Below are 26672 nucleotides of genomic sequence, written 5' to 3'. Positions count from 1 at the left end.
CCGGTCGTTCCCACGGGCCGGGGGCCGGGGGTCGAGGCCCTAGGGGAACGCCAGCGCGTCCGGGCCGAGGGGCGGTACGAGCCCCTCGGCCGCGGCGCGCGTGAGCAGACCGCGGACCGCCGCGTAGCCGTGCTCGCCGAGGTCGGCGGTGAACTCGTTCACGTACAGCCCGATGTGCTGGTCGACCACCGCCGGGTCCATCTCCTGCGCGTGCTCCAGGACGTACGGGCGGGAGACGGCCGGGTCGTCCCAGGCCATCCGTACCGACGCGCGGGCCGCGTCCGCGAGGCGCCGCAGCGTGTCCGCGCCCAGCGAGCGCTTGGCGATGATCGCGCCGAGCGGGATCGGCAGGCCGGTGGTCTCCTCCCAGTGCGCGCCCATGTCGGCGAGCGCGTGGAGGCCGTAGTTCTGGTACGTGAACCGGGCCTCGTGGATGACCAGGCCCGCGTCGACCTTGCCGTCGCGTACGGCCGGCATGATCTCGTGGAACGGCAGGACCACGATCTCGCCGACGCCCTCGGGGACCACGTCGGCGGCCCACAGCCGGAAGAGCAGATAGGCGGTCGAGCGCTCGCTCGGCACCGCCACGGTCTTCCCCGTGAGGTCGACCCCCGGCTCGCGGGTGAGGACCAGCGGGCCGCAGCCCCGGCCCAGGGCGCCGCCGCAGGGCAGCAGCGCGTACTCGTCGAGGACCCAGGGCAGTACGGCGTACGAGACCTTCAGCACGTCGTACGAGGACGAGCCGCTCTCCGCCCATCCGTTGGTGAGGTCGATGTCGGCGAAGGTCACGTCGAGCCGGGGCGCGCCGGGGACGCGGCCGTGCGCCCAGGCGTCGAAGACGAAGGTGTCGTTCGGGCAGGGCGAGTACGCGATCTTGAGCTTGGGCGTCATGGGGCGGGCTCCACGAAGACGGAGTGGCTGAGCAGCTGGAAGGTGTACCGCAGCGAGTCCATGGCCTGGCCGATCCGCCAGGCGGCCCGGTCGCGCGGTCCGACGGCGTTGGAGACGGCGCGGATCTCGACGACGGGCACGCCGTGGGCGGCGGCCGCCTCGGCCACGCCGAAGCCCTCCATCGCCTCGGCGGCGGCGCCGGGGTGACGCCTCGCCAGTTCGGCGGCGCGCTCGGCGGTGCCGGTGACGGTGGAGACGGTGAGCACGGGCCCGACGGTGTGGCGTTGCGCGCCGCCGGTGAGCGCCGCGGAGATCCGCGCGGTCAGCCACTCCGGCACCCGGTGCACGGACCGCCCGAAGCCGAGCTCCTCGACGGCCAGATACCCGTCGGGCGTCTGCGCCCCGAGGTCGGCCCCGACGATCGAATCGGACACGACGACGGCCCCGAGCGGCGCGCCGGGCGGGAACCCGCCACCGATCCCGGCGGAGATGACGAGGTCGTACGGCCCGGGGGGCGGGGGCGCGGGGACCTTGGCGGGGGCCGACGGGTGGGGCCCGGGGCCCGGCGGGGTAGCGCCGGGCGCGGCCGTGGGGCCCCCCGGCCCGGCGATCGGCTGGGGCGTCGTGGCCCAGGGGGCCGTCCCGCCAGGGCGGTCCGGCCAGGCCTCCTCGCGGGAGGCCCAGGCGAGGGCGGTCGCGGTGGCGACCCCGGCCGCTGCCGGGCCGACGCCGGCGACGAGGACGTCGACGACGGGGCGGAGAGGCGTGGCAGGCGTGCGCGACCCGGCGACCGGTGTCGGGACCGGCTCAGCGCCCGGGCTACGGAACGCGTCGACCGGTGTCGGGATCGGCCCCTCGCCCGGTCTGGGGGTCGTGTCCGCGTGGCGGCGGAGGACGAAGCCGCCCGGGAGCGGGTGGTCGCCCGAGCCCGGGCCGCCGAAGGCGAGGCCGCGGGCGACGGAGTCCGCCTCCGCCGCCACGGCCGTCACGATCAGGATCCGGTGGAACACCGGAGGATCAGGAGTCCTTCTTCAGCGCGAAGTGCCAGATGCCGGTCAGCTTCTTGCCGTCGGTCTCGACCAAGGTGACCTGGGTGTCGTTGGGCGCCTCGCCGGTCTGGCTGGAGAAGAAGGCGCTGGCCGGAATGGTCCGGTACGTCTTCTTGTACGGCTCCTGCTCAGCGGCCTGGCCACCGAGGAAGATGGTCCAGCCCTTCTCGGCGATCTCCGGGTCGACACCGAACCGGATCTTGTCGTCCATGGAGACCGTGAGGGTCTTCTCGGCCTTCTTGTTGAGGCACTGCTGGATCTGCGACTCCTTGATGGCTTCGCCGTCGTTGTAGCAGGCGGCCTCGGAGTGGACGGAGTCGGTCCCGACCGTCAGGGTCGCGAGCGGAGTCGGCTTGTCGCAGGCGGAGAGTACGAGGAGCCCGGCGGAGACGGCCCCGAGGGCGACGGCGGCCCGGCGGCGCGAGCCGGTGAAGAACGCAACGGTCATGGCCCGAAGGCTATCGGGCGTGTCGAGCTGCGCCACGCGGGGGTGCGGCGCGCCGCGTTTTCCGTCCCGCCCGGCCCACCCGGCCCCATGTCCCGGCCCCACCGAGTCTCACGGCCCGGCCCGCCGAGTCCCACGTCCCGGCCCCACCGGCGAGGCCACCCGCCCCGCCGCCCAGCGGCGCTACGCGGGCCGCCGGAGCGGGAGCGGTCCGCGGGCCGCCCCGAGGAGGCCGCGGACCGCGAGAAGGGCGCCCAGGGCGAGGATGCCCGCCGCCACGGACATGCCCACCGTGCCGTTCAGCGGCAGCGCGATGCCGATCGCGCCGCCCACGACCCACGCCATCTGGAGCAGCGTCTCCGAGCGGGCGAACGCCGACGTGCGGACCACCTCCGGCACGTCCCGCTGGATCAGCGCGTCCAGCGAGAGCTTCGACAGCGCCTGGGTGAGGCCCGCCACCGCACCGAGGACCGCCACCATCACCCCGCCGAAGAACACCGCCGTACAGATCGCCGCGCCGAGCACCAGTGTGATCATCGTGGCGATGATCACTTCCGGGCCGTGGCCGCGTTCACGCAGCAGCGAGCCGACCGCCGTGCCGCACGCGTTCCCGACGCCGGCCGCCACGGCCACCACCGCCAGCGACACCGCGGCGCTCTGGCCCCCGAGCGGATGCTCGCGCAGCAGGAACGCCAGGAAGAAGATCAGGAACCCGGCGAGCATCCGCTGGGCCGCGTTGGCCTGGAGGCCGTGCAGCACGGACGGTCCGACCGTCCGCAGGCTCGGCTTCTTCTCGCCGTGCGTCAGCAGGTGCGCCCGGCGCTCACCCTTCGCCGAATCGACCTTGTGCGGCATCCGGAACGCCCAGAACGCGCCCAGCAGGAACAGCGCGCACGCCCCGTACAGCGGCCACGCGGGCCCGATCTGCTGGAGCCCCGCGCCCGCCGGCGCGGCGATCCCGGTGGCGAGGAGCCCCGCGAGCGTGACCCGGGAGTTGGCTCTGACCAGCGAGAAGCCGTGCGGCAGCAGGCGGGGCACGACCGCGCTGCGGACCACCCCGTACGCCTTGGAGGCCACGAGCACGCCCAGCGCCGCCGGATACAGCTCAAGCCCGCCCGTGGCCACCGCCGCGGACATGGTGAGGGCGAGGACCGCCCGGGTGAGCATCGCCCCCGCCATCGCCGCCCGCCGCCCGTGCGGGATGCGGTCCAGGAGGGGCCCGACGACCGGGGCGAGCAGCGTGAAGGGGGCCATCGTGATCGCCAGGTAGAGCGCGACCCGGCCGCGTGCCTCGTCCGTCGGTACGGAGAAGAAGACCGTGGACGCCAGCGCCACGGTGATCATCACATCACCGGCGCCGTTCACCGCGTGCAGCTCGATCAGCTTGCCCAGGCCGGATTCGCCCGCGCCGTGCGCGTGGGTCGCCTTCCTGATCCCCTTCGCCGTGCCGGTGAAGGGCAGGTGCAGGGCGCGCCCGACCGACCGGCCCGCTCTCCGGAGCGGCCCGGCATGATCGTGGGATCGTGCGGTCGACCGTGCGGCTGCCACTCCGTCATAGTGCCCCACGCCCCTCCCGTACGAACCGAAGCGCGGCCCGGCGATCTTCTCGGGTCCTCTCCGGGCCCCCGGCGACCTTCTTCGCTCCTCTTCGGGCCCGTCCCGGCGTCCGCGATACGGGCCACTTGGGACGGGCAGGTGGGCGGCGGGCGGCGGAGGGGGTAGCGTGCGTAGCGCGCCACCGGCGGAAGTTCTCGGCCGCGCGCCTCTTCGGCATCCCGCAGAATGGATGACGATAGGTGTGCCCGAGACACGCGAGACATGTCGGGTGCGGACGTCGATGCGGCCCCCCGGTCCGCTCCGCCCGCCGCCCGGTGATATCGCTCCCGCTCCTCGGCCGGCGCACCCGTGAGACGGCGTAGGAGAGAAGCGAGACCTGTGAGTGCTGCGACGACGCGAAGCCGTACCCCGCGTACCCCCGACCGCCTGTGCGCCGAGGCGGTAGACCTCGCGCGGGAGGCCGCCGAGGAGGCCGCCGCCCCCGGCATCGTGGGGGAGCATGTCGAGGTCGTCGCGGAGGGCGACCGGGTCGTCACGCACTTTTTCGAGTGCGAGGAGCCCGGCTACCGCGGCTGGCGCTGGGCGGTGACGGTCACCCGAGCCTCCCGGGCCAAGAACGTCACCCTCGACGAGACCGTCCTGCTGCCCGGCCCCGACGCGCTCCTCGCACCCGAGTGGGTGCCGTGGAGCGAGCGTCTGCGGCCCGGCGACATGGGACCGGGCGACCTGCTGCCCACGGAACAGGACGACCTGCGCCTGGAGCCCGGCTACACCGGTGAGGACGCCCCGCCGCCGAACTCCGTCGTCTCGGAGGACATGGCGGAGCACCTCGACGCCGAGGACGCCGAGATCGTCTCCCGTACGCCGTCCAGGGGCGCGATCGCCGCCGTCGCCGAGGAGCTCGGCCTGCGGCGGGCGCGCGTGCTGTCCCGGTACGGGCTGCACGTCGCGGCGGACCGCTGGGAGGAGGCCTTCGGCGCGAAGACGCCGATGGCGCAGGCCGCACCGGCGTCCTGCGAGTCCTGCGGGTTCCTGCTGCCGCTGCCCGGCTCCCTGAAGCAGGCGTTCGGCGTGTGCGCCAACGAGTTCTCCCCGGCGGACGGGCGGGTCGTGTCCCTCTCGTACGGCTGCGGCGGGCACTCCGAGGCGGCGGTCATGCCGAAGCCCCCGCGCCCGGCGCCGCCGGTGCACGACTCGATGGCGGCGGACGAGTTCCCGCTCCGGCCGGCCAAGGACTCCGGCTCGGTCACGGAACCCGACGGCACCCCGGAGGACCTGGGCCACTCGTAGGCTCCCCGCCCGCCGAGGGACCTCCCACCCGCACCCGTCGCGTCCCTTCGTCCCGCCGCGGGGCGTGGGCCCGCGCCGGGGCCGTCGGGCCGGCGGGGGTGGCCCTCGGCGCAGGACCGGCGCTGGTCGCGGTACCTTCGGGCCCCTGCCCCATACCGTTCCGCAGAGTGGAGTCAGACGTGAGCGTCAGCGTCAGGACGTCGACCGACGGAGCCGACCCCTTCGGTACCGCCCGGCTGCGGCGGGGCGTGCTCGATGCCTGGGGGGCCGGGCCCGCCCGGTTCCGGGAGGACGCCAACGCCGAGGAGGATCTCGCCCTCGGCGGCTACCGCGACCGTCTCGTCGTCGAACTCGCCCAGAACGCCGCCGACGCCGCCCGCCGCGCGGGCGTCACCGGCCGCCTCCGCCTCACCCTCCACCCGGCGGGCCCCGACGCCCCCGCCGTCCTCGCGGCCGCCAACACCGGTGCGCCGCTGGACGCCACCGGTGTCGAGTCGCTCTCCACCCTGCGCGCCTCCGCCAAGCGCGAGCACGACACCACCGCCGTCGGCCGCTTCGGCGTCGGTTTCGCCGCCGTCCTCGCCGTCAGCGACGAGCCCGCCGTCCTCGGCCGCCACGGCGGCGTCCGCTGGTCCCTCGCCGAGGCCCGCGAACTGGCCGCCGACGCCGCCCGCCACAGCCCCGGCCTCGGTGACGAGCTGCGCCGCCGCGACGGCCACGTGCCCCTGCTGCGGCTTCCGCTGCCCGCCGAGGGCACCGCGCCCGACGGTTATGACACCGTCGTCGTCCTGCCGCTGCGCGACGCCGCCGCCGTCGACCTCGCCGAGCGGCTCCTCGACTCGATCGACGACGCCCTGCTCCTCACCCTGCCCGGCCTCGCCGAGATCGTCGTGGAGACCGGGAACGGTGTCCGGGTCCTCAAGCGCTCCGAGGACGAGGGGTACGTCCGCATCGAGGACACCGCCTCCCCGGCCGGCGTCCACCGCTGGCGGACCGTCAGCCACGACGGCCCGCTCGACCCCGTCCTCCTCAAGGACCGGCCCGTCGAGGAGCGGCTGCGCCCGTACTGGACGGTGACCTGGGCCGTCCCCGTGGACGGCGAGGGCGCCCCGCAGTTCCCCCGTACCGCGTCCGTCGTCCACGCGCCGACCCCCACCGACGAACCGCTCGGCCTGCCCGCCCTGCTGATCGCCTCGCTGCCGCTGGACACCGCCCGGCGCCACCCGGCGCCCGGCCCGCTCACCGACTTCCTGGTCGAGCGCGCGGCCGACGCGTACGCCGAACTCCTCGCCGACTGGCAGCCCGTGACGGTCGCCACGATCGACCTGGTGCCCGGCCCGCTCGGGAAGGGCGCCCTGGACGGCGAGCTGCGCGCCGCGATCCTGCGGCGGCTGCCGCGCGTGGCGTTCCTGGCGCCCGCGGCCCCCTCCGAGGAACTGCCCGCGCTGCGGCCCGTGGAGGCGGAGGTGGTGGAGGGCGCGGGCGCGGACACCGTCGCCGTGCTCTCGGAGGTCTTCCCCACGCTGCTGCCGGCCGGCCTGGAGCGGCGGCCCGAGCTGCGCAACCTGGGCGTCGGGCGGGTGCCGCTGACGGAGGCGATCGACCGGCTCGCCGGGGTGGACCGGGCGCCGTCGTGGTGGTGGCGGCTGTACGACTCCCTCGCGGGCGTGGACCCGGACCGGCTGACCGGCCTGCCCGTGCCGCTGGCGGCCCCGGCCGGCAGCGCGGGCCAGGAGGCGTACGGCAGCGCGGGCCAGGAGGCGTACGGCACCGATCCGGAGGCGCCGGCCGCGCCCGCCGCCCGGGTGCGTACCACCATCGGGCCCCGGCACGTGCTGCTGCCCCAGGACCGCACCCCGGCCGACCTCACCCGCCTCGGGCTCAAGGTCGCCCACCCGGAGGCCGCCCACCCCCTCCTGGAGAAGCTCGGCGCCCTGCCCGCCACGCCTCGCGCGGTGCTGACGACGCCGCAGGTAAGGGCCGCGGTCGCCGCGTCCCTTGACGCGGGGGAGATCTGGGACGAGGACGCCGACACCCTGGACGCCGACGAGCTGGCCGAGACCGTCCTCGCGCTCGTACGGGACGCGGAGCTGGAACCGGGCGACGAGCCGTGGCTCGGCGCGCTGGCCCTGCCCGACGAGGACGGGGAGATGGCGCCCGCGGGCGAACTGGTGCTGCCCGGCAGCCCCTTCGCCGCCGTGATGCGCGAGGGCGAACTCGCCCTCTGCGACGCCGAACTGGCCGAACGCTGGGGCGAGCAGCCGCTGGCCGCCTGCGGGGTGCTCGCGAACTTCGCCCTCGTCCGGGCCACCGACCTGGTCCTCGACCCGGACGAACTGGAACCCCGGGAAGGGGACTTCGCCGAGCCCGACGACGCCGGACTGCTCGACGCGGTTGACGTGTGGTGCGAGGACGTCCTCGACCGGCTCCCCGACTCGCCGGTGCCCCCGGTGGCGACCGAGATCGTCGCCGTACGGGACCTGGACCTGGTCGACGACGACGCCTGGCCGCAGGCGCTGGCCCTGCTCGCCCGGCCGCCGCTGCGGGACGCGCTCACCCAGCCCGTACGGGTGCTGCTGCCGGACGGGACGACCGAGACCGTACGGCCGTACACCGCGTGGTGGCTGCGCGACCACCCCGTCCTGGACGGCCGCCGCCCGGCGGGTCTGCGGGCCGCGGGCACGGACCCGCTGCTCATCGGCCTGTACGACTCCGCCGACGCGACCGGCTTCGAGGACGAGCAGGTGCTGCGGGCCCTGGGGGTGCGCACCTCGGTCGCCGCGCTCCTCGACGAGCCGGGCGGCGCGGCCGAGCTCCTGGCCCGCCTCGCCGACCCGGAGCGTGAGGTGAGCGGCGCCCAGCTGCACGCCCTCTACACCGCGCTCGCCGACCTGGACCCCGACCAGGTCACCCTCCCGGACGAGCTGCGGGCGGTCGTGGACGGCGAGCTGGTGGTCGTGGACGCCTCCGACGCCCTGGTCGCCGACGCCCCCGACCTGCTGCCGCTCACCGACGGGCTGCCCCTGCTGCCGGTCTCCCTGTCCCGCGCGGCCGACCTGGCGGAGCTGTTCCAGGTCAGCCGCCTGAGCGAGGCCGTCGACGCCGAGGTGACCACGGTCGGCGAGGAGCACGACGTCCCGTCCTCGGTGCACGCCCTCCTCGGCCCGGCGACCCCGGACTCGTACATCGAGCACGAGGAACTCCACGCCGGCGGCGTCGAACTGGACTGGCGCCAGACCCCGGACGGCACCATCCACGCGGCGACGCTGGAGGGCGTGGCGGCCGGCCTGGCCTGGGCGGCGGGCCAGTGGCCCCGCCGTTTCGAGGTGGCGGCGCTCCTGGAGGACCCGTCCCGCACGGCGGAACTGGCGCGGGACCGCTGGTTCGACTGAGTCCCGGCCCCGTCACGCCGGGAACTTCCGGTCCACCCAGCGCCACGCGAACTCCAGCACCCCCGCTCCCGCCGCCGCGACCGCCACCGCCGCCCACGGCATCGTCACGCCCACCAGCTTCAGCGCGAAGAAGTCCTGGAGCCAGGGCACCACGAGGACCAGCAGGAAGCCGCCGGCCATCGTGGCGACCAGGCACAGGCGCCACCAGGTGTAGGGGCGGGCGACGATCGCGAGGACCCACAGGGAGACCAGGAAGAGGGTCAGGGTCGCCGCGCTCGTCTCGGCGTCGAGGGCGCCGGGGCCGGTGTAGTGGGAGCGGGCGAGCAGGTACGTGGTGAAGGTGGCCGCCGCCGCGACGACGCCCGCCGGGATCGCGTACCGCATCACCCGCTTCACGAAGTGCGGCCTCGCCCGCTCCTTGTTGGGGGCCAGCGCGAGGAAGAAGGCGGGCACGCCGATGGTGAGCGTCGACAGCAGGGTCAGGTGCCTCGGCAGGAACGGGTACTCGACCTGGGAGCAGACCACCAGGATGGCGAGGAGGACCGAGTAGACGGTCTTCGTCAGGAAAAGGGTCGCCACGCGCGTGATGTTGCCGATCACCCGGCGGCCCTCGGCCACCACCGACGGCAGCGTGGCGAAGGAGTTGTTCAGGAGGACGATCTGGGCGACGGCCCGGGTCGCCTCGGAGCCCGAGCCCATGGCGACGCCGATGTCGGCGTCCTTGAGCGCGAGGACGTCGTTCACACCGTCGCCGGTCATGGCGACGGTGTGCCCGTGCGACTGGAGGGCGCCGACGATGTCCCGCTTCTGCTGCGGGGTGACCCGCCCGAAGACGGCGCCCTCGTCGAGCGCCTCGGCCATCTCCTCCCGCTCGGCGGGCAGCTGCCGCGCGTCGACGGTGTTCTCGGCGCCGGACAGGCCGAGCTTTCCGGCGACCGCGCCGACGGAGACCGCGTTGTCGCCGGAGATGACCTTGGCGGCCACGTTCTGGTCGGCGAAGTAGGCGAGGGTCTCGGCCGCGTCGGGCCGCAGCCGCTGTTCGAGGACGACGAGGGCGGTGGGCCGCGCCTCGTCGGCGACGGCGGGGGAGTCGAGCTCGCGGGTCGTCCGGGCGAGGAGCAGGACGCGGAGCCCCTGTTCGTTGAGGTGGTCGATCTCGGCGAGGGCCGAGTCCCCCTCGGGCAGGAGCACATCCGGCGCGCCGAGCAGCCAGGAGGAGCTCTCGCCGTTGCCCTCGCTGAACGCGGCGCCGCTGTACTTGCGGGCGGAGGAGAAGGGCAGCGCCTCGGTGCAGCGCCACTCCTCGGCGTCCGGGTAGGCGTCGATGACGGCCTGGAGGGAGGCGTTGGGGCGGGGGTCGGACTCGCCGAGGGCGCCGAGGACCTTGCGTACGTACTCCTCGTCCGCGCCGTTCAGCGGGCGCAGCTCCGTGACGTCCATGCCGCCCTCGGTGAGCGTGCCCGTCTTGTCGAGGCAGACGACGTCGACGCGGGCGAGGCCCTCGATCGCGGGCAGTTCCTGCACGAGGCACTGCTTGCGGCCGAGGCGGATCACTCCGATCGCGAAGGCGACGGAGGTGAGCAGGACGAGCCCCTCCGGGATCATCGGGACGATGCCGCCGACGGTCCGGGCGATGGAGTCCTTGACGTTGGTGTCCTTGACGACGAGCTGGCTGATGATGAGGCCGATCGCGGTCGGGACCATCATCCAGGTCACGTACTTGAGGATGGTGGAGATGCCGGAGCGCAGCTCGGAGTGGACGAGCGTGAAGCGGGAGGCCTCCTCGGCGAGCTGGGCGGCGTACGCCTCGCGGCCGACCTTGGTGGCGGTGAACGCGCCGCCGCCCGCGACCACGAACGAGCCCGACATGACGGGGTCGCCGGGCTTCTTCACCACGGGGTCGGCCTCGCCGGTGAGCAGGGACTCGTCGATCTCCAGGCTGTCCGCCTCGGCCACCTCGCCGTCGACGACGACCTTGTCGCCGGGGCCGAGTTCGATCAGGTCGCCGAGGACGATCTCGGAGGTGGAGACGGCGGCGGTGACTCCGTCGCGCCGGACGGTGGGTTTCGCCTCGCCGATGACGGCGAGTCCGTCGAGGGTCTTCTTGGCGCGGAGCTCCTGGACGATGCCGATGGCGGTGTTGGCGATGATCACGAAGCCGAAGAGGCTGTCCTGGATCGGCGCGACGAAGAGCATGATCACCCAGAGCACGCCGATGATCGCGTTGAAGCGGGTGAGGACGTTGCCGCGGATGATGTCCGTGGTGGAGCGGCTGGAGCGGACGGGTACGTCGTTGACCTCGCCGCGGGCGACGCGTTCGGCGACCTCGGCGGAGGTCAGTCCGGCGGCGCGGTGCACGACGGGGGGCGCTGTCGCCGCGCTCTCCCCGCCGCCCGTGCCGGTATCGATCTTCGCCCGCTGAGTCATGGTTCCGACGGTACGGCCGGAATGGGGCGTTCACCCGCCGGGAGCCGGAAGATCGGACCGGGGGAGGACGGGGGATGGTCCGGAGGTACTACGGGGTGCCGCCCGTCCCACCTACGGGGTCGGGGTCAGGCCTCCGGGTCCCGTCCGGCCTCGACCCGCTTGATGGCCGCGTCGCGCTTGCGGACGTACCAGATGCCGATCAGACCGAGGCCCGCGCCGGCCAGGCAGGTCCAGATCCACCAGGTCAGGTCGCGGTCGTCGAACCAGCCGTAGAAGGGGACCTGGACGAGGAAGAGCGCGAACCAGAGGATCGTGCCGCCGGTGATGGTGCCGACGACGGGCCCCTCCAGGGGTTCCGGTGCCTCGTGCTTGGGGGTCCACTTCGCCATGCCAGTCAGTGTAGGTGTCCGCTCGCGGGGTCTACGCGCGGAGATGGACGGCCGTTCGTTCATGTGTTCATACTGAAACGGTTTGCCTCTGGCGGGTTTCCTTTGTACGAACCGCCAAATAGCACCCTCGAAGAGGAACCCCCCACATGAGCACCACGGCCGCCGCCAAGGCCACCGCCCCCGAGCCAGGCACCCCCCGCGGGCCGGTGTCGGGGCTCGACCGCTTCTTCAAGATCTCCGAGCGCGGCTCGACCGTCGCCCGCGAGGTCCGTGGCGGCTTCGCCACCTTCTTCGCGATGGCCTACATCATCGTGCTGAACCCGATCATCCTCGGCAGCGCCAAGGACATGTACGGGCATCAGCTCGACGGCGGCCAGCTCGTCACCGCGACCGTCCTCACGGCGGCCTTCTCGACGCTCCTCATGGGTGTGATCGGCAACGTCCCGATCGCGCTCGCGGCCGGCCTCGGCGTCAACACGGTCGTGGCCCTCCAGCTCGCGCCCAGGATGTCCTGGCCCGACGCGATGGGCATGGTCGTCCTCGCCGGCATCGTCGTGATGCTGCTGGTGGCCACGGGACTGCGCGAGCGCGTGATGAACGCGGTCCCGCTCGGCCTGCGCAAGGGCATCGCGATCGGCATCGGCCTGTTCATCATGCTCATCGGCCTCGTCGACTCCGGCTTCGTCTCCCGTATCCCCGACGCCGCGCACACCACCGTCCCGCTCCAGCTCGGCGGCGGCGGCCACCTCACCGGCTGGCCGGTCCTGGTCTTCGTCCTGGGCGCCCTGCTGACCCTCGCCCTGATCATCCGCAAGGTGCCGGGCGCGATCCTCATCTCCATCGTCGTGATGACGATCGCCGCGATGGTGATCAACGCCGTGGCCACCGTCCCGTCCTGGGGCCTGACCACCCCGACCTGGCCCGGCAACCCGGTCGCCTCGCCCGACTTCGGTCTGGTCGGTGAGGTGAGCCTGTTCGGCGGCTTCGAGAAGGTCGGCGTCCTGACCGGCTGCCTCTTCGTCTTCACCGTCCTGCTCTCCTGCTTCTTCGACGCCATGGGCACGATCCTGGGCGTCGGCGACGAGGCGAAGCTGGTGGACGAGGACGGCAACTTCCCCGGCATCAACAAGGTCCTGCTGGTGGACGGCCTGGCGGTCGCCTCCGGTGGTGCGACCTCCTCCTCGGCCACCACCTGCTTCGTGGAGTCCACGGCGGGCGTCGGCGAGGGCGCCCGCACGGGTCTCGCCTCGGTGGTGACCGGCGGCCTGTTCTCGGTGGCGCTGTTCCTCACGCCGCTGGCGACGATGGTCCCGTCCCAGGCGGCCACGCCCGCGCTGCTCGCGGTCGGCTTCCTCATCCTGGCCGGATCGGTCAAGGACATCGACTGGAGCGACTTCACCATCGCGGTGCCGGCGTTCCTGGCGATGGTGATGATGCCGTTCACGTACTCGATCACGAACGGCATCGGCATCGGCTTCATCGCGTTCAGCGTGCTGCGGCTCGCCGCGGGCCGGGGCCGCGAGGTCCCGGTGGCGATGTACGTCGTGTCGGCGGTGTTCGTCTTCTCCTACGCGATGCCGGCGCTCGGCCTCACGTAGCCCGCAACCGCGCAGCCCGCGACGGGTTCGGCCTCACGTGGGCCGCGTCAGCCCGTAGAACTTCTCCGTCTCGTCGACGGCGGTCTGGAACCGCTCGTCGAAGTCATCGCGAATGAGCGTCCGGACGACATAGTCCTGGACGCTCATTCCGCGTTTGGCGGCATGTCCCCTGAGCCGGTCGAGCAGCTCACCGTCGATGCGCAGGCTGAGCACGGTCGATCCCATGCCCGTCAGGGTCGCCGCACGGACGCGCCCGTCGCGTCACTTTCCGGAGGCATCTCACTCGTACGGGTGACACAGGTGGGCGCCACCATTCCGGATGGTATTTAGCGAGAGTAATGAGTTATGCTAATGAACATGCCTGACCTGTCCCACGGCACCGCAGACGACGTCGCGGCCGTGAACGCGCTCCGCTCCTCCGTCATGCGGCTGAGCCGACGCCTCAAGCACCAGCGCGTCGACGAATCACTGAGCCCGACCGAGATGTCGGTGCTCGGCACGCTGTCGCTCTGCGGCTCGGCCACCCCCGGCGAGCTGGCCCGCAAGGAGCACGTCCAGCCGCCGTCGATGACCCGGATCGTCGCGCTCCTCGAAGCCAAGGGCCTGGTCAGGCTGGAGCCCCATCCCGACGACCGCCGGCAGAAGGTCGTCAGCCAGACCGAGCGGGCCGAGGCCATGCTCGAGGAGTCCCGCCGCAAGCGGAACGCCTGGCTGGCCACCCTCGCCGAAAGTCTGGACGAGGACGAGTGGGCCAAGCTGCGCGCCGCCGCCCCCGTCCTGGAGAAGCTCGCACACCTGTAGACATCCGACTGGACATCCCGACGCCGAGGAGGCGACGCACTTTGAGTACGGGACCCGGAGCAGACTCCGCACCCGTCCACAAAACCGACACCGACACCCGTGGGCGGGGGGAAACTTTCTCCTCACTCCGCATACGCAACTACCGGCTCTTCTTCACCGGCGCCATCGTCTCCAACACCGGCACCTGGATGGCCCGGATCACCCAGGACTGGCTGGTGCTCAGCCTCACCGGCTCCGCCGCCGCCGTCGGCATCACGACGGCGCTCCAGTTCCTGCCGATGCTGCTCTTCGGCCTGTACGGCGGTGTCATCGCCGACCGCTACCCCAAGCGGCGCATCCTCCTGATCAGCCAGGCCGCCCTCGGCCTCTGCGGACTCGCGCTCGCCGCCCTGACCCTCTCCGGACACGTCCAGGTCTGGCACGTCTACCTCGTCGCCTTCCTGCTCGGCATGGTCACCGTCGTCGACAACCCGACCCGGCAGTCCTTCGTCTCCGAGATGGTCGGCCCCGGCCAGCTGCGCAACGCCGTCTCGCTGAACTCCGCCAACTTCCAGTCCGCCCGGCTGGTCGGCCCGGCCGTCGCCGGTCTGCTGATCGCCACCGTCGGCAGCGGCTGGTCGTTCCTCCTCAACGGCCTGTTCTTCCTCGCCCCGCTCACCGGCCTGCTGCTGATGCGCCCCGCGGAGTTCCACAAGGTGGAGCGGGCGCCGCGCGGCAAGGGCCAGCTGCGCGAGGGACTGCGGTACGTCGCGGCGCGGCCGGACCTGATCTGGCCGATCGTCCTCGTGGGCTTCGTCGGCACCTTCGGGTTCAACTTCCCGATCTGGCTGACCGCCTTCGCCGACGACGTCTTCCACGTCGGCGCCGGGACGTACGGCTTCCTCAACACCCTCATGGCGGCCGGCTCGCTCGGGGGTGCCCTTCTCGCGGCCCGGCGCGGCAGCTCCCGGCTGCGGACGGTGGTGGGCGCGGCGGTGGTCTTCGGCCTCCTGGAGATCGCGGCCGCCTTCTCGCCGTCGTTCTGGCTCTTCGCGCTGCTGCTCGTCCCGATCGGCATGTTCGGCCTGACCGTCAACATCACCGCCAACTCGGCCGTGCAGCTGGCCACGGACCCGGTCATGCGGGGCCGCGTCATGAGCCTCTACATGATGGTCTTCGCCGGCGGCACCCCGATCGGCGCGCCGCTCCTCGGCTGGATCACCGACACCTACGGCGCCCGCGTCGGCTTCGCCACCGGCGGCGTGCTCTCCCTGACGGCGGCCGGCGTCGTCGGCCTGGTCCTGGCGCGGGTCGGCGGCCTGAAAATGTCCTTCACCTGGCACCACGGCCACCCCCAGGTCCGCTTCGTGGCCCGCGAACGCCTGGCGACGGCGGCGTAGTGCCCCTCCGGAGGGGGCGGCAGCCGGCCCCCGGCCCCTGGCCGGACCCGCCCCTCACCGGTGGACGGGCCGGGAGCTCCGGCGAACGCCACCGGGAGGCTGACAGACTTTCCCCATGAGGCTTTTCGCTGCCGTCCCGCTGCCCCGCGCCCAGGCCGACGAGCTCGCCCGCGTGGTCGACCGGCTGGGCCGCCTCCCCGGCGCCGAGCAGCTGCGCTGGACCTCCCGGCCCGGCTGGCACTTCACCCTCGCCTTCATGGGCGAGGTCGACGAGGGACTGCTTCCCGACCTCCGCGAGCGCCTCGCCCGCGCCGCCCGACGCACCGAGGCGTTCCCCCTGCGCCTCCACGGCGGCGGCCACTTCGGCCGGCGCGCACTGTGGGTGGGGGCCGCGGGCGGTCTCGACGAGCTGCGGCTGCTCGCCGAGCGCGCCGACGCCGCCGCCCGGCGGGCGGGCGTGGCGATGGGGGAGCACCGCCGCTACCAGGCCCACCTGACCATCGCCCGGCCCCGCGTGGACACGGACCTGCGCCCGTTCGTCGACGGGCTCGCGCCCTTCGAGGGCGCTCGCTGGCAGGTGCCGGAGCTGGTGCTCGTCCGCAGCCGCCTCCCGGCGGGCGGTGCGCCGGGAGAGCAGCCGCGGTACGAGGCGGTCGGCGCCTGGCCGCTCGGCGGGGCGGGTTAACCTCGAAGGGTGGACCCGAAAACCCGTAACCGGATCATGGCCGGCGTGCTCGTACTGATGTTCCTGATCGTCGCGGTGGCCTCCGTGGTCGGTTAGCGGACCCGCGGCCGCCGCCTACCAGGCGAACGCCTCCGGGGACGGCCCCGGCCCCGGGAAGACCTCGTCGAGCCCGGCCAGTACCTCCGGCGACAGCTCCAGCTCGACGGCCCGCAGGGCGCTGTCCAGCTGCTCGGGCGTGCGCGGGCCGACGATCGGTCCGGTCACCCCGGGCCGGGTGAGCAGCCAGGCCAGCGCCGCCTCGCCGGGCTCGAGTCCGTGCTTGTCGAGGAGATCCTCGTACGCCTGCACCTGCGCGCGTACGGAGGTGTTGGCCAGCGAGTCCGCCGACCGTCCCGCCGCCCGCCGCTTGCCCTCGCTCTCCTTCTTCAGGACTCCGCCGAGCAGTCCGCCGTGCAGCGGCGACCAGGGGATGACCCCGAGGCCGTACTCCTGGGCGGCCGGGATGACCTCCATCTCGGCGCGCCGCTCGGCGAGGTTGTAGAGGCACTGCTCGCTGACGAGCCCGACCATCCCGCGCCGGGCGGCGGCCTCGTTGGCCTGGGCGATCTTGTAGCCGGGGAAGTTCGAGGAGCCGGCGTAGAGGATCTTGCCCTGCTGGATCAGGACGTCGATGGCCTGCCAGATCTCGTCGAAGGGGGTCCGGCGGTCGATGTGGTGGAACTGGTAGACGTCGATGTAGTCCGTCCGCAGCCGCTTGAGGCTCGCCTCGACGGCGCGGCGGATGTTGAGGGCGGAGAGCCGGTCGTGGTTGGGCCAGACATGGTCGGCGTCGGCGGACATGTTGCCGTACACCTTGGTGGCGAGCACGGTCCTGTCGCGGCGGCCGCCGCCCTGGTCGAACCAGCTGCCGATGATCTCTTCGGTGCGGCCCTTGTTCTCGCCCCAGCCGTAGACGTTGGCGGTGTCGAAGAAGTTGATCCCCGCGCCGAGCGCGGCGTCCATGATCGCGTGGCTGTCGGCCTCGTCGGTCTGGGGTCCGAAGTTCATAGTGCCGAGGACGAGTCGGCTGACCTTGAGTCCGGTGCGTCCGAGCTGCGTGTACTTCATGGTTGTACAGCCAAGGCGTTGGAGTGCGCTCGAAGCAAGGGTTTGGATCCGGTCACCTCGCTCGTGCGGGTGAGTGGTGCCCGCGCGCGTTGAGCCGGCCCGGCCGGAGCGCTTCAATGCGGCCATGGGGCTGAGAAGCAGGGCGTGGACGGCGGCGGCGGCGCTGATGGCGGTGGTGGGAGCGGGTGTTCCAGGCGCGGGGTCGTCGGGGGCGGCCGGGAAGGTGCCGACGGTCTTCCTCGGTGACGCGTCGATCGGCAGCTACGGCATCGCCCCCGTCGACGGGGACGGGCTGCTGTGCGTACGGGCCGCGGAGAACCTGCCGGACGTGATCGAGGACCAGCTCGCCGACCAGGCGATCCTGCTCGACATCACGGCGGACGTCTCCTGCGCGGGCGCCCGGCTGAACCACGTCTGGGAGGAGCAGGACCTCGGCGGCGGGCTCACGGCCGCACCCCAGAAGCGGGCCCTGACGAAGGACACCCGGCTGGTGGTGGTGGGGCTGGGCGCGGAGACGGCGGGGCTCGACCGGGTGCTCGGACAGTGCTCGGCCCGGCTGCGCGGGACGGAGGGCGAGCTGCTGCCGGACGCTCCGGTGGACGCGAGGTCACCGGCGGGGGAGTGCGCCGCGTACTTCACGAACGGCGCGGGCGCCGCGTGGCTGGAGGCGCGGTTCGAGGAGACGGCCAAGGACCTGGACAAGTTGTTCTCCGAGATCGGCAGCGAGTCCCCTTCGGCGGATGTCGTCATGGTGGGCTACCCCCGGCTGGTTCCGAAGGACCGCAAGCGCTGCCGTACGGAACTACCGGGAGGGGCCGGACGTCCCCTGGCGGACGTGCCGGAGGCGGCGTGGCCGGTGCTCGACGACAAGGTCCAGGCGCGGCTGAACACCCTGACGGCGGCGAAGGCCAAGCGGCACGGGGCCCGCTTCGTGGACCTCTACGCGACGACGGGCGCGGCGACGGCGTGCGACGGCACGGACCGCGCGGTGGGAGGCCTGCTGGAGCCCTCGGGGGTGACGTTGCACCATCAGACCTTCCCGTGGTTCCTCCGGGCGAACGAGACGGGCCGGGACGGGAACGGGGACGCGGTGGCGCAGTCGATCGCGGCGATGTACGGGCGAGGACCGGCGTAGGGGGATCGCGGCGGGGCCGGCCGGCGGCGCGGTCGGCGGTCGTGGTGCGGACCCCGCCGGACAGGCCGTTCTCACGGGGCGGCCGCGACCGCCCCGTACGCAGGGCCGAGCCCCCACGCCTGGTGCATCGCGTCCGCGAAGGCGGCCGCCAGTTTGTGTTCGCCCGAGGGGGCGGGGTGGGTGCCGTCGTAGGTGTCCGTGTGGATGTCGTACGTCTCCGGGGTCGCCGCCAGCAGCAGCGGGGACGCCGCCGTGTCCAGGTCGGCGACCGTCTTCGCGAGCAGCTCGTTGAAGCGGTCGCACTCGGCGGCGAAGGGGGCGTCGGACTCCGCGCGGACGTTGGGGATGACCGGCATCACCACGGCCCGGACGCGCGGGTTCGCCGCCCGGGCCGCGGCCACGAAGGCGCGGACGTTGGCGGCCGTCTGGTCGCTGTTCGTGTAGAAGCCCAGGTCGATCAGGCCCAGGAAGACCAGCAGGACGTCCGCCCTCGACGCGGTCACCGCCTCGCCGATCAGCGGCGCCATGTGCAGCCAGCCCTCTCCCCAGCCGGCCAGATGGCGCCGGGCGGCCACCGGAAACGCCGGATCCGCGTACGCGTCCGAGTCGGCCGCGCCGGTCTCCTTGTCGTACAGCCCGGTGCGCGGGCCGACGATGTCGTACGGGCCGTCGAAGCCGGATTCCAGGTGCTGCCACATCCGGTAGCGCCACGTGCAGTCGCCGGCGCTGCCGATCGTGCAACTGTCACCGACGAACATGAAACGCATGGCGACCATCATCACCGACGCCCGCCGCGGCCTGCGACGTGATCCCGGACACGGCCAGTCGGACACGGCCCCGCGTCGCGCCCCCACCGAGGCCGAACCCCGCGCCCCGCGGGGCCGGTTCGCCCCGCGCCCGTGGCAGGCTTGGGCCCATGCGCTCGTTCCTGTACGCCTCCGGTGCCGCGGCCCTCGTCCTGCTCATGGCGGCCGCTCCGGCCGGAGCGGCCGAGGCGGACCAGGACTTCACGATCAAGGACCCCCGGATCACCGAGTCCAGCGGTCTGGCGGCCAGCCGCGCCCACCCCGGCGTCTACTGGACGCACAACGACCAGGACGCCGCACTGATCTACGGCATCGACTCCCGCACCGGTGAGACGGTCGCGACGCTCACCATGAAGGGCGTCGGCACCCCCCGCGACATGGAGGCCGTCTCCGTCGGCCCGGACGGGAACATCTACGTCGGAGACATCGGCGACAACCTCGACGGCTCCTGGGACCACGTGTGGATCTACCGCTTCCCCGAGCCCAAGCGGCTGGGGGACCAGACCGTCCAGGCGCGGCAGTACGACGTGAAGTACGCCGACGGCCCCCGCAACGCCGAGGCGCTGATGGTCCATCCGAAGACCGGCCGGGTCTACATCGCCAGCAAGAACGAGGACGGCGGCGGGCTGTACGCCGGCCCCGAGCGGCTCTCGTCGGCCGGGACGAACGTCTTCCGGCGGATCGGCGAGGTGCCGTGGGTGACGGACGGGGCCTTCTCCCCGGACGGCGGAACCCTCGTCCTGCGCGGCTACTTCTCGGCCAGGTCCCACGCGTGGAAGGACGGCCGCCTCGCGGACGGCGAGGGGGAGTCCGTCGGCGCGCCCTTCCAGGGGCAGGCGGAGTCGGTGACGTACACGAAGGACGGCTCGGCGCTGATGTTCGGCTCGGAGGGGAAGGAGAGCCGGGTGGTACGGGTGGATGTGGAGCCCCCGTCCCCGGAGAGCGGCGGACCCGCTCCGTCGGCGTCCGGCACGGCGACCACCCCGCCGGGGAAGGGACAGGGCGAGCAGGGCGAGGAGGGGGACTTCACCCTCGGTGTGGTCGTCCTCGGCCTCGCCACCGCCCTCGTCATCGGCGGGAAGCGCCTCCTGCGGCGCGGCTGACCGACCAGCGTCCCGAAGCCGTGCCCGCGTCGACCGGGCGGCGATCCGGGTCGAGACTGGAAGGGGGCCGGACGAGTGGAGGAGTCATGACGGGATTCACGCGCGAGGACACCCCCGTCGCCATGAAGGGCGACGGCCTGGACTTCCGTATGCAGGAGGCCGGAGGCGACATGACCGTCTCCTTCATGCACCTTCCGCAGGGCGCCGACATGGCACCCGCCCTCAAGGGCCTGGAAGGGGATCTGTGCCAGTGCCCCCACTGGGGGTACGTGCTGAAGGGACGCCTCCGGATGCGGACGGCTTCGGGCGACGAGTTCTACGAGGGCGGACAGGCCTACTACTGGGGGCCCGGCCACGCCCCCGAGGCCCTGGAGGACACCGACCTCGTGGAGTTCTCACCGACCGCCGAGTTCCACGCGGTGATCGACCACGTGAAGGCACAGGCCGGCTGAGCCACGCGAAGGGCCCGGCATCGGACATCCGATGCCGGGCCCCTCGTCGTCGAAACCGCTAGAGCTTCTCGATCACGTAGTCGACGCAGGCCGTCAGCGCCTGCACGTCCGCCGGGTCGATCGCCGGGAACATCGCGACCCGCAGCTGGTTGCGGCCCAGCTTGCGGTACGGCTCGGTGTCCACGATGCCGTTGGCGCGCAGCGCCTTCGCGACGGCCGCCGCGTCGATCTCCTCCGAGAAGTCGATCGTGCCGATGACCTGCGAGCGCTTCGCCGGGTCCGTCACGAACGGCGTCGCGTACTTGGACTCCTCGGCCCAGCCGTACAGGTTCTGCGAGGACTGCTTCGTACGGGCCACGGCCCAGTCCAGACCGCCCTGGCCGTTGATCCACTTCAGCTGCTCGTTCAGCAGGAAGAGGGTCGCCAGAGCCGGGGTGTTGTACGTCTGGTTCTTCAGCGAGTTGTCGATCGCCGTCGGCAGCGAGAAGAACTCCGGGATGTGCCGGCCGGACTCGTGGATCTTCTTCGCCCGCTCCAGCGCGGCCGGGGAGAACGCCGCCAGCCACAGACCGCCGTCGGCGGCGAAGGACTTCTGCGGGGCGAAGTAGTACACGTCCGACTCGGTGATGTCGACCGGGAGGCCGCCCGCGCCGGAGGTCGCGTCGACCAGGACGAGTGCGCCCTCGTCGGCGCCCGCGACCCGCTTGACGGGGGCGGCGACACCGGTGGAGGTCTCGTTGTGGGTGAACGCGTAGACGTCGACGCCCGCCTCGGCCCGCGGCTCCGGGTGCGTGCCCGGGTCGGAGGAGATCACGGTCGGCTCGGCCAGCCAGGGGGCCAGCTTCGCGGCCTTCGCGAACTTGGAGGAGAACTCGCCGAAGTTGAGGTGCTGGGACTTCGACTCGATCAGCCCGTGGGTCGCGATGTCCCAGAAGGCGGTCGAACCGCCGTTGCCCAGGATCACCTCGTAGCCCTCGGGCAGCGAGAAGAGGTCACGCACTCCGGCACGTACCTCGCCGACCAGGTTCTTGACCGGGGCCTGGCGGTGGGACGTGCCGAGGAGGGAGGTGCCGGTGGCGGCCAGGGCGTCCAGCGCCTCCGTACGCACCTTGGAGGGGCCCGCGCCGAAACGGCCGTCGGCGGGCTTGATGTCAGCGGGAATCTGGATCTCAGCCACGAGGCGGAGCGTATCCGGTCGGAACGGTCGCGTCAGACGATGTCCGCCGGATGAGACGACGAGTGATCCATCCTGGACTGGTGGGAAAAGACGAGGCACTGGAAGCGGCCCTGCGCGCGGCGGGCTTGGGAGACGTCGACTTCGGCGCCACGGCACGCGCCCTGATGACGATGGACGCGTCCAACTACCGGCGCGTACCGCTCGGTGTGGTCGCCCCGCGCGACGCGGGGGAGGTGGCCGCCGCGCTGGCCGTCTGCCGGGAGTTCGAGGTGCCGGTCGTGGCACGCGGCGGCGGCACGTCGATCGCCGGACAGGCGACCGGCACGGGCGTCGTCCTCGACTTCACCCGCCACATGCGCGCGATCGTGTCCGTCGACCCCGAGGCGCGGACGGCCGTCGTCCAGCCGGGGGTCGTCCTCGACCGGCTGCGGGAGGCGGCACGCCCGCACGGGCTCACCTTCGGGCCCGACCCTTCCACCCACAGTCGCTGCACCCTCGGCGGCATGATCGGCAACAACGCGTGCGGAGCCCATTCGGTGGCCTGGGGGACGACCGCCGACAACGTCCTGGGCCTCGACGTCCTCACCTACGGCGGCGAGACGCTGCGCCTCGGCCGGGACTGGGCGGGGGCGCCGGACGGGCTGCGGGAGCTGGTCGGAGCGAACCTGGCGGCGCTGCGGACCGGCTACCCGGCGGGCCTGCCGCGCCGCATCTCCGGCTACGCCCTCGACGCGCTGCTGCCGGAGCGGGGCGCGGACGTGGCCCGGTCGTTCTGCGGCAGCGAGGGCACGCTGGGGATCCTGACCGAGGCGACCGTACGGCTCGTGGCGGCACCGTCCTCGCCCGTCCTGGCCGTGCTCGGGTACGCGGACGAGAGCGCGGCGGCCGACGCGGCGGCCGGGCTGCTGGCGCACGGGCCGCTGACGGTGGAGGGCATGGCGGCCGACCTGGTGCCGGACGCGGTGGGGCTGCCGCGGGGCGGGGCGTGGCTCTTCGTCGAGACGGACGGGGAGGCGGCGGCGCGGGCCCTGGTCCGGGCGGCGGACGCGCTGGACGCGGCGGTGATGACCGACCCGGCCGGGCAGCGGATGCTGTGGCGGATCCGCGAGGACGCCGCCGGGACGGCCACCCGGATGCCGGACGGCGGCGCGGCCTGGCCCGGGTGGGAGGACTGCGCGGTGCCGCCCGCCCGCCTCGGGGCGTACCTGCGGGACTTCCGGGCGCTGCTCGCCGAGCACGGGCTGCGCGGGACGCCGTACGGGCACTTCGGCGACGGCTGCATCCACGTCCGTATCGACTTCGACCTGTGGACGGACGCGGGGGTCGGGCGCTTCCGGGCGTTCTCGGAGGAGGTCGCGGACCTGGTCGTCGCGCACGGCGGATCGCTGTCGGGGGAGCACGGGGACGGGCAGGCGCGCGCCGAGCTGCTGCCGAGGATGTACGGCCCTGAGCTGGTCGGCCTCTTCGGGCGGGTCAAGGACGTGTGGGACCCGGACGGCGGCCTGAACCCGGGGACCCTGGTGCGGCCGGCGCGGCTGGACGAGAACCTGAGGTTCACCGGGCTGCCCATGGCTCCGGCGCTGGTGCCGGCCGTGGCGCGGTGTGTGGGGGTCGCCAAGTGCCGGGAGGAGGGCCCGAGTTCGGGGCCGGGCGTGATGTGCCCCTCGTACCGTGCGACGGGGGAGGAGCGGCACTCCACGCGAGGACGGGCGCGGCTGCTGCACGAGATGGCGCTCGGCGAGGTCGTCACCGACGGCTGGGGGTCGGAGGAGGTCAGGGAGGCGCTGGACCTGTGCCTGTCGTGCAAGGGGTGCCGGAGCGACTGCCCGGTGGGCGTCGACATGGCCGCGTACAAGGCGGAGTTCCTGCACCGCTACTACGGGGGCGGGGGCGGGGGCAGAGGTCGGGGAGGGGGCAGGGGTCGGCGGAGGCCGTGGGCACATGTGTCGATGGGTCGGCTGCCGCAGTGGCTGCGGTGGTTCGGGCCGGCGCTGAACATCGGCCGGGCGCTGCCCTTCGCCGCCCGCCTGGCGGGGGTGACCCCCGAGCGGGAGCTGCCGCGCGTGGCGGCCCGGACGTTCGTCTCGTGGTTCGGGGCGAGGCTCGGGGCGGCGTCGGACGTGGTGCTGTGGCCGGACACGTTCACCAACCACCTGGCGCCGGAGGTGGGCAAGGCGGCCGTCCGGGTCCTGGGCGCGGCGGGGGTGAGCGTGAGCCTGCCGCCGGGACGGGTGTGCTGCGGCCTGACGTACGTCTCGACGGGCCAGCTCGACCGGGCCCGCAAGACGATGCGCCGGACCCTGGACGCGATGGAACCGGTGCTGGGGCAGCCAGTGGTCGTCCTGGAGCCGTCCTGCGCGGCGGCGCTGCGGACCGATCTGCCCGAACTGCTCGCCGACGACCCGCGCGCGGCCCGGCTGGCCTCGTCCGTACGCACCTTTGCCCAGGCCGTGGAGGAGTTCGCGCCGGAGTGGGCACCGCCGCGCCTGGACCGCGAGGTGGTCGGCCAGACCCACTGCCACCAGCACGCGGTCCTGGGCGACGCGGCCGAGCGGCGCCTGCGGGGACGGGCGGGGCTGACGGGGGAGCTGAGTGGCGGCTGCTGCGGCCTGGCGGGCAACTTCGGCTTCGAGCCCGGCCACTACGAGGTGTCGGTGGCCTGCGCCGAGGACCAGCTCCTCCCGGCGCTCCGGGGGGCGGGCGAGGGCGCGGTCGTGCTCGCGGACGGCTTCTCGTGCCGTACGCAGATCAGCCACCTGACGAACCGGCGGGGGAGGCACCTGGCGGAGGTCCTCGCGGAAGGGCTGGCGCCTTGAGGCTCTTGGGGTGGGCGTTGCCTGTTCGTGTCGGGCGGGTGGCCGCCCTCTTGTCGAGTGTGGCTTCCTGCGCCGTCCGGTCAAGGGCGCTCCTCGTTCCTCGTCGCGTCGGCTTCGCCGATTGCGCTGCGCTTCACCCTTGACCGGCCGGCTTCGGGCGCCTTTTCACACTCGGAGGGCGGCCGGGGGGTGGGGGCCAGGCGCGGGGGGCGGTGATTGCTGTTCGGCTCCGTGGGCGGCTGTCGGGTTCGTGGATGGGGTGCGCGGGAGTGGTGTGGGGTGGCGGGGCGGTGCTCAGCGGATGACGGTCGTCGGTGGGTTGGGCTTCATGCCCGGCTGGTCACTGCCGGTGGGGGGTTGCGTGGTGCGGGCGAACCCTTGGCGCGCCGTCACCGGCCCTGGGTGGGGTGGGGTGAACCGTAAGTGCGCCGTCGCGGCCCCCGGGTGGGTGTTTTGCCCCGCTTCGCCCCCTTCGTGGGGTGGGTTACGGAGAGTAGGGCGTGGTTGTGGTTGGTCGGGCGGCGCGGGGTGGTGCTTCTCGGCTGCCCGTCCCGTTCTTCTCGGGGCCGGGTGCGTCGGCCGGGGGCCTCACCCCCGCCGGTGGTGACCAGCGGGGCATGAAGCCCCGCCGCCCACCGGGCGCAGCACGCTGAGCACAGCCGGGCCGCCCCATGCCACTGCCGCGCAAAGCCGCCCACGGGCCCGACGGCCGCCGCACGGACCGGTAGGACAGACGGGCTCCCGGCGCCGCCGCCCCCCCGGGCCGCCCTCCGAGAGTTTTCACGCGCCCGGAGGTGGCGGGTCAAGGGTGGAGCGAAGCGGAGTCGCGCAGCGACGCGACGAGGAACGAGGAGCGCCCTTGACGCGTCGCCGGAGGGCGCGACTCTCGGCAGGAAGGGCGGTCCGTGCCAGGTACTCGCGGAGACCGCCCGCGCGCAGGGCCCCTCCAGGCACCAGGCGCCAGGACCACCGAGGGCAGCACCAAAGCAGGCCGCAGGCCGCAGGTGGCACGTACGGCCGCCCCCCTGCCGGGACCCCGCGGCAGCCCAATCGGCATTTTCCGAGCCGCGCACAGGCTCGTAGCGTTATAGGCGGGCCGTCGCGCGATGGGTGCACTATCCTGTATCGAAAGTCCAATGTAATGAACCATGCAAGCAGGGAGTGAGCCGGTGGACAGCCCGGTCAAGGACATCGCCGCCGTCTCGGTACCCGAAGCCGTCGCGGCGCCCGAAGCGGTCTCCATACCCGGAGCCGCGGCGGCCCCCGGTGGCCCCACGCGCGCCAACCGTTTCGGCCCCGTCGCGCTCGTCGTCGCCGGTGGCCTGTCCGTCCAGTTCGGATCGGCACTCGCCGTCCTGCTGATGCCTCGGGCCGGCGCCCTCGGGGTCGTGACCCTGCGGCTGGTGCTCGCCGCCGCCGTCCTGCTGATCGTCTGCCGCCCCAAGGTGCGCGGCTACGGCCGCGCCGACTGGGGCACCGTCGTCGCCTTCGGTACCGCGATGGCGGGCATGAACATCCTCTTCTACCAGGCGGCCGACCGGATCCCGCTCGGCGCCGCCGTGACCCTGGAGGTCCTCGGCCCCCTCGCCCTCTCGGTGGTCGCCTCCCGGCGCCTGGTCAACCTCCTGTGGGCCGGCCTCGCCCTCGGCGGTGTCGTCCTGCTCAGCGGTGGCGGCTTCGACCGGCTCGACCCCGCGGGCGCGGCGTTCGCGCTCGCAGCGGGCGCGATGTGGGCGGCGTACATCGTCTTCAGCGCCCGTACCGGCCGGCGCTTCCCCCAGGCGGACGGCCTCGCGCTCGCCATGGCATTCGGCGCCGTCCTCAGTCTGCCGCTCGGCCTCGCGGAGGCCGGCGACAAGCTCTTCGTACCGTCGACGATCGGCCTCGGCCTCGCCGTCGCGCTGATGTCCTCCGTGCTGCCCTACACCCTCGAACTCCTCGCCCTGCGCCGCCTGCCCGCCCCCACCTTCGCGATCCTCATGAGCCTGGAACCCGCGATCGCCGCGACCGCCGGCTTCCTGCTGCTGAGCCAGGCCCTGTCCCTGACGGACGCACTCGCCATCGCGCTCGTCATCGCGGCCAGCATGGGCGCGGTCCGCACCCAGATGAAGCGCGCCGAACGCTAGGGAGTGTCCCCTCCAAGTTTTCAAGCAAGCATGCTTGCTTGTTTTGT

General features: G+C 73.2%; 21 protein-coding genes. 11 read left to right on the top strand and 10 right to left on the bottom strand.

The window, feature by feature from the left end:
* Nucleotides 1-39: 39 nt before the first annotated feature.
* From ACWDX6_RS04550 to ACWDX6_RS04535, 4 genes are all read right to left on the bottom strand, one after another.
* Nucleotides 40-891 carry a 1,4-dihydroxy-6-naphthoate synthase gene (locus ACWDX6_RS04550; RefSeq protein WP_451483445.1) on the bottom strand — a complete coding sequence of 284 codons (852 nt, stop codon included), beginning with the start codon at nucleotides 889-891 and terminating at the stop codon, nucleotides 40-42.
* On the bottom strand, nucleotides 888-1901 hold the full coding sequence (locus tag ACWDX6_RS04545; protein ID WP_451483444.1) for a futalosine hydrolase: 1014 nt from the start codon (nucleotides 1899-1901) through the stop codon (nucleotides 888-890). Before ACWDX6_RS04545 ends, ACWDX6_RS04550 begins: the two co-directional genes overlap by 4 nt.
* Before the next feature lie 7 nt (nucleotides 1902-1908).
* Nucleotides 1909-2388, bottom strand: coding sequence for a DUF2771 domain-containing protein (locus ACWDX6_RS04540; protein WP_451483443.1), 480 nt, complete (start codon nucleotides 2386-2388; stop codon nucleotides 1909-1911).
* 180 nt (nucleotides 2389-2568) lie between these two features.
* Complete coding sequence (locus ACWDX6_RS04535; RefSeq protein WP_451483442.1) at nucleotides 2569-3933, bottom strand: MFS transporter; 1365 nt, start codon at nucleotides 3931-3933, stop codon at nucleotides 2569-2571.
* Nucleotides 3934-4320: 387 nt separating this feature from the next.
* Here ACWDX6_RS04535 and ACWDX6_RS04530 point away from each other — a divergent pair, with 387 nt between their 5' ends.
* Together ACWDX6_RS04530 and ACWDX6_RS04525 are read left to right on the top strand one after the other, a co-directional pair.
* Entirely contained in the window at nucleotides 4321-5232 is a 912-nt protein-coding gene (locus tag ACWDX6_RS04530; protein WP_451483441.1) for a DUF3027 domain-containing protein, read from the top strand.
* 167 nt (nucleotides 5233-5399) lie between these two features.
* The gene (locus tag ACWDX6_RS04525) at nucleotides 5400-8624 is read left to right on the top strand and encodes a sacsin N-terminal ATP-binding-like domain-containing protein (protein WP_451483440.1); all 3225 of its coding nucleotides are present in this window, start codon (nucleotides 5400-5402) and stop codon (nucleotides 8622-8624) included.
* A gap of 12 nt (nucleotides 8625-8636) precedes the next feature.
* On the opposite strand, the gene ACWDX6_RS04520 is transcribed toward ACWDX6_RS04525, so the two are convergent.
* Both ACWDX6_RS04520 and ACWDX6_RS04515 read right to left on the bottom strand, forming a co-directional pair.
* The gene (locus ACWDX6_RS04520) at nucleotides 8637-11051 is read right to left on the bottom strand and encodes an HAD-IC family P-type ATPase (protein ID WP_451483439.1); all 2415 of its coding nucleotides are present in this window, start codon (nucleotides 11049-11051) and stop codon (nucleotides 8637-8639) included.
* Between the two features lie 125 nt (nucleotides 11052-11176).
* The gene (locus tag ACWDX6_RS04515) at nucleotides 11177-11440 is read right to left on the bottom strand and encodes a DUF2530 domain-containing protein (protein ID WP_451483438.1); all 264 of its coding nucleotides are present in this window, start codon (nucleotides 11438-11440) and stop codon (nucleotides 11177-11179) included.
* 146 nt (nucleotides 11441-11586) lie between these two features.
* Between ACWDX6_RS04515 and ACWDX6_RS04510 the strand changes: the two genes are divergently transcribed.
* Nucleotides 11587-13038: an NCS2 family permease gene (locus ACWDX6_RS04510; protein ID WP_451483437.1), complete on the top strand. Its 1452-nt coding sequence runs from the start codon at nucleotides 11587-11589 to the stop codon at nucleotides 13036-13038.
* 33 nt (nucleotides 13039-13071) lie between these two features.
* Here ACWDX6_RS04510 and ACWDX6_RS04505 read toward each other — a convergent pair whose 3' ends face one another.
* Nucleotides 13072-13263, bottom strand: a complete 192-nt coding sequence (locus ACWDX6_RS04505) for a ribbon-helix-helix protein, CopG family (RefSeq protein ID WP_403287702.1) — start codon at nucleotides 13261-13263, stop codon at nucleotides 13072-13074.
* A 132-nt stretch (nucleotides 13264-13395) separates the two neighbouring features.
* Here ACWDX6_RS04505 and ACWDX6_RS04500 point away from each other — a divergent pair, with 132 nt between their 5' ends.
* The 3 genes from ACWDX6_RS04500 (at nucleotide 13396) to thpR (ending at nucleotide 15903) form a co-directional block, all read left to right on the top strand.
* Nucleotides 13396-13839: a MarR family winged helix-turn-helix transcriptional regulator gene (locus ACWDX6_RS04500; RefSeq protein ID WP_451483436.1), complete on the top strand. Its 444-nt coding sequence runs from the start codon at nucleotides 13396-13398 to the stop codon at nucleotides 13837-13839.
* Between the two features lie 41 nt (nucleotides 13840-13880).
* A complete protein-coding gene (locus ACWDX6_RS04495; RefSeq protein WP_451483435.1) occupies nucleotides 13881-15218 on the top strand; it encodes an MFS transporter in 1338 nt (445 codons plus the stop codon).
* Between the two features lie 115 nt (nucleotides 15219-15333).
* Nucleotides 15334-15903 (top strand): RNA 2',3'-cyclic phosphodiesterase, encoded by a 570-nt coding sequence (gene thpR, locus ACWDX6_RS04490; protein WP_451483434.1) that lies wholly within the window; start codon nucleotides 15334-15336, stop codon nucleotides 15901-15903.
* A gap of 114 nt (nucleotides 15904-16017) precedes the next feature.
* Here the strand turns inward: thpR and ACWDX6_RS04485 are convergent, their stop codons facing one another.
* Complete coding sequence (locus ACWDX6_RS04485) at nucleotides 16018-17010, bottom strand: aldo/keto reductase (RefSeq protein ID WP_451483433.1); 993 nt, start codon at nucleotides 17008-17010, stop codon at nucleotides 16018-16020.
* Between the two features lie 124 nt (nucleotides 17011-17134).
* Here ACWDX6_RS04485 and ACWDX6_RS04480 point away from each other — a divergent pair, with 124 nt between their 5' ends.
* On the top strand, nucleotides 17135-18145 hold the full coding sequence (locus tag ACWDX6_RS04480) for an SGNH/GDSL hydrolase family protein (protein ID WP_451483432.1): 1011 nt from the start codon (nucleotides 17135-17137) through the stop codon (nucleotides 18143-18145).
* Nucleotides 18146-18216: 71 nt separating this feature from the next.
* On the opposite strand, the gene ACWDX6_RS04475 is transcribed toward ACWDX6_RS04480, so the two are convergent.
* Nucleotides 18217-18912: a GDSL-type esterase/lipase family protein gene (locus ACWDX6_RS04475; RefSeq protein WP_451483431.1), complete on the bottom strand. Its 696-nt coding sequence runs from the start codon at nucleotides 18910-18912 to the stop codon at nucleotides 18217-18219.
* Between the two features lie 149 nt (nucleotides 18913-19061).
* Here ACWDX6_RS04475 and ACWDX6_RS04470 point away from each other — a divergent pair, with 149 nt between their 5' ends.
* Both ACWDX6_RS04470 and ACWDX6_RS04465 read left to right on the top strand, forming a co-directional pair.
* The gene (locus ACWDX6_RS04470) at nucleotides 19062-20054 is read left to right on the top strand and encodes a WD40 repeat domain-containing protein (protein ID WP_451483430.1); all 993 of its coding nucleotides are present in this window, start codon (nucleotides 19062-19064) and stop codon (nucleotides 20052-20054) included.
* A gap of 86 nt (nucleotides 20055-20140) precedes the next feature.
* Nucleotides 20141-20506 carry a hypothetical protein gene (locus ACWDX6_RS04465; protein ID WP_451483429.1) on the top strand — a complete coding sequence of 122 codons (366 nt, stop codon included), beginning with the start codon at nucleotides 20141-20143 and terminating at the stop codon, nucleotides 20504-20506.
* Nucleotides 20507-20564: 58 nt separating this feature from the next.
* Here the strand turns inward: ACWDX6_RS04465 and serC are convergent, their stop codons facing one another.
* A complete protein-coding gene (gene serC / locus ACWDX6_RS04460) occupies nucleotides 20565-21683 on the bottom strand; it encodes a phosphoserine transaminase (RefSeq protein ID WP_451483428.1) in 1119 nt (372 codons plus the stop codon).
* A gap of 50 nt (nucleotides 21684-21733) precedes the next feature.
* On the opposite strand from serC, the gene ACWDX6_RS04455 reads away from it, so the two are divergent.
* Both ACWDX6_RS04455 and ACWDX6_RS04450 read left to right on the top strand, forming a co-directional pair.
* Entirely contained in the window at nucleotides 21734-24499 is a 2766-nt protein-coding gene (locus ACWDX6_RS04455) for an FAD-binding and (Fe-S)-binding domain-containing protein (RefSeq protein ID WP_451483427.1), read from the top strand.
* A gap of 1241 nt (nucleotides 24500-25740) precedes the next feature.
* Complete coding sequence (locus tag ACWDX6_RS04450) at nucleotides 25741-26625, top strand: EamA family transporter (protein WP_451483505.1); 885 nt, start codon at nucleotides 25741-25743, stop codon at nucleotides 26623-26625.
* Nucleotides 26626-26672: the final 47 nt, after the last annotated feature.

It is taken from the genome of Streptomyces sp. NPDC003027, from assembly GCF_053591435.1.
The sequence above is the reverse complement of the archived record's forward strand: the minus strand, read 5'-3'. Positions and strand labels throughout refer to the sequence as shown.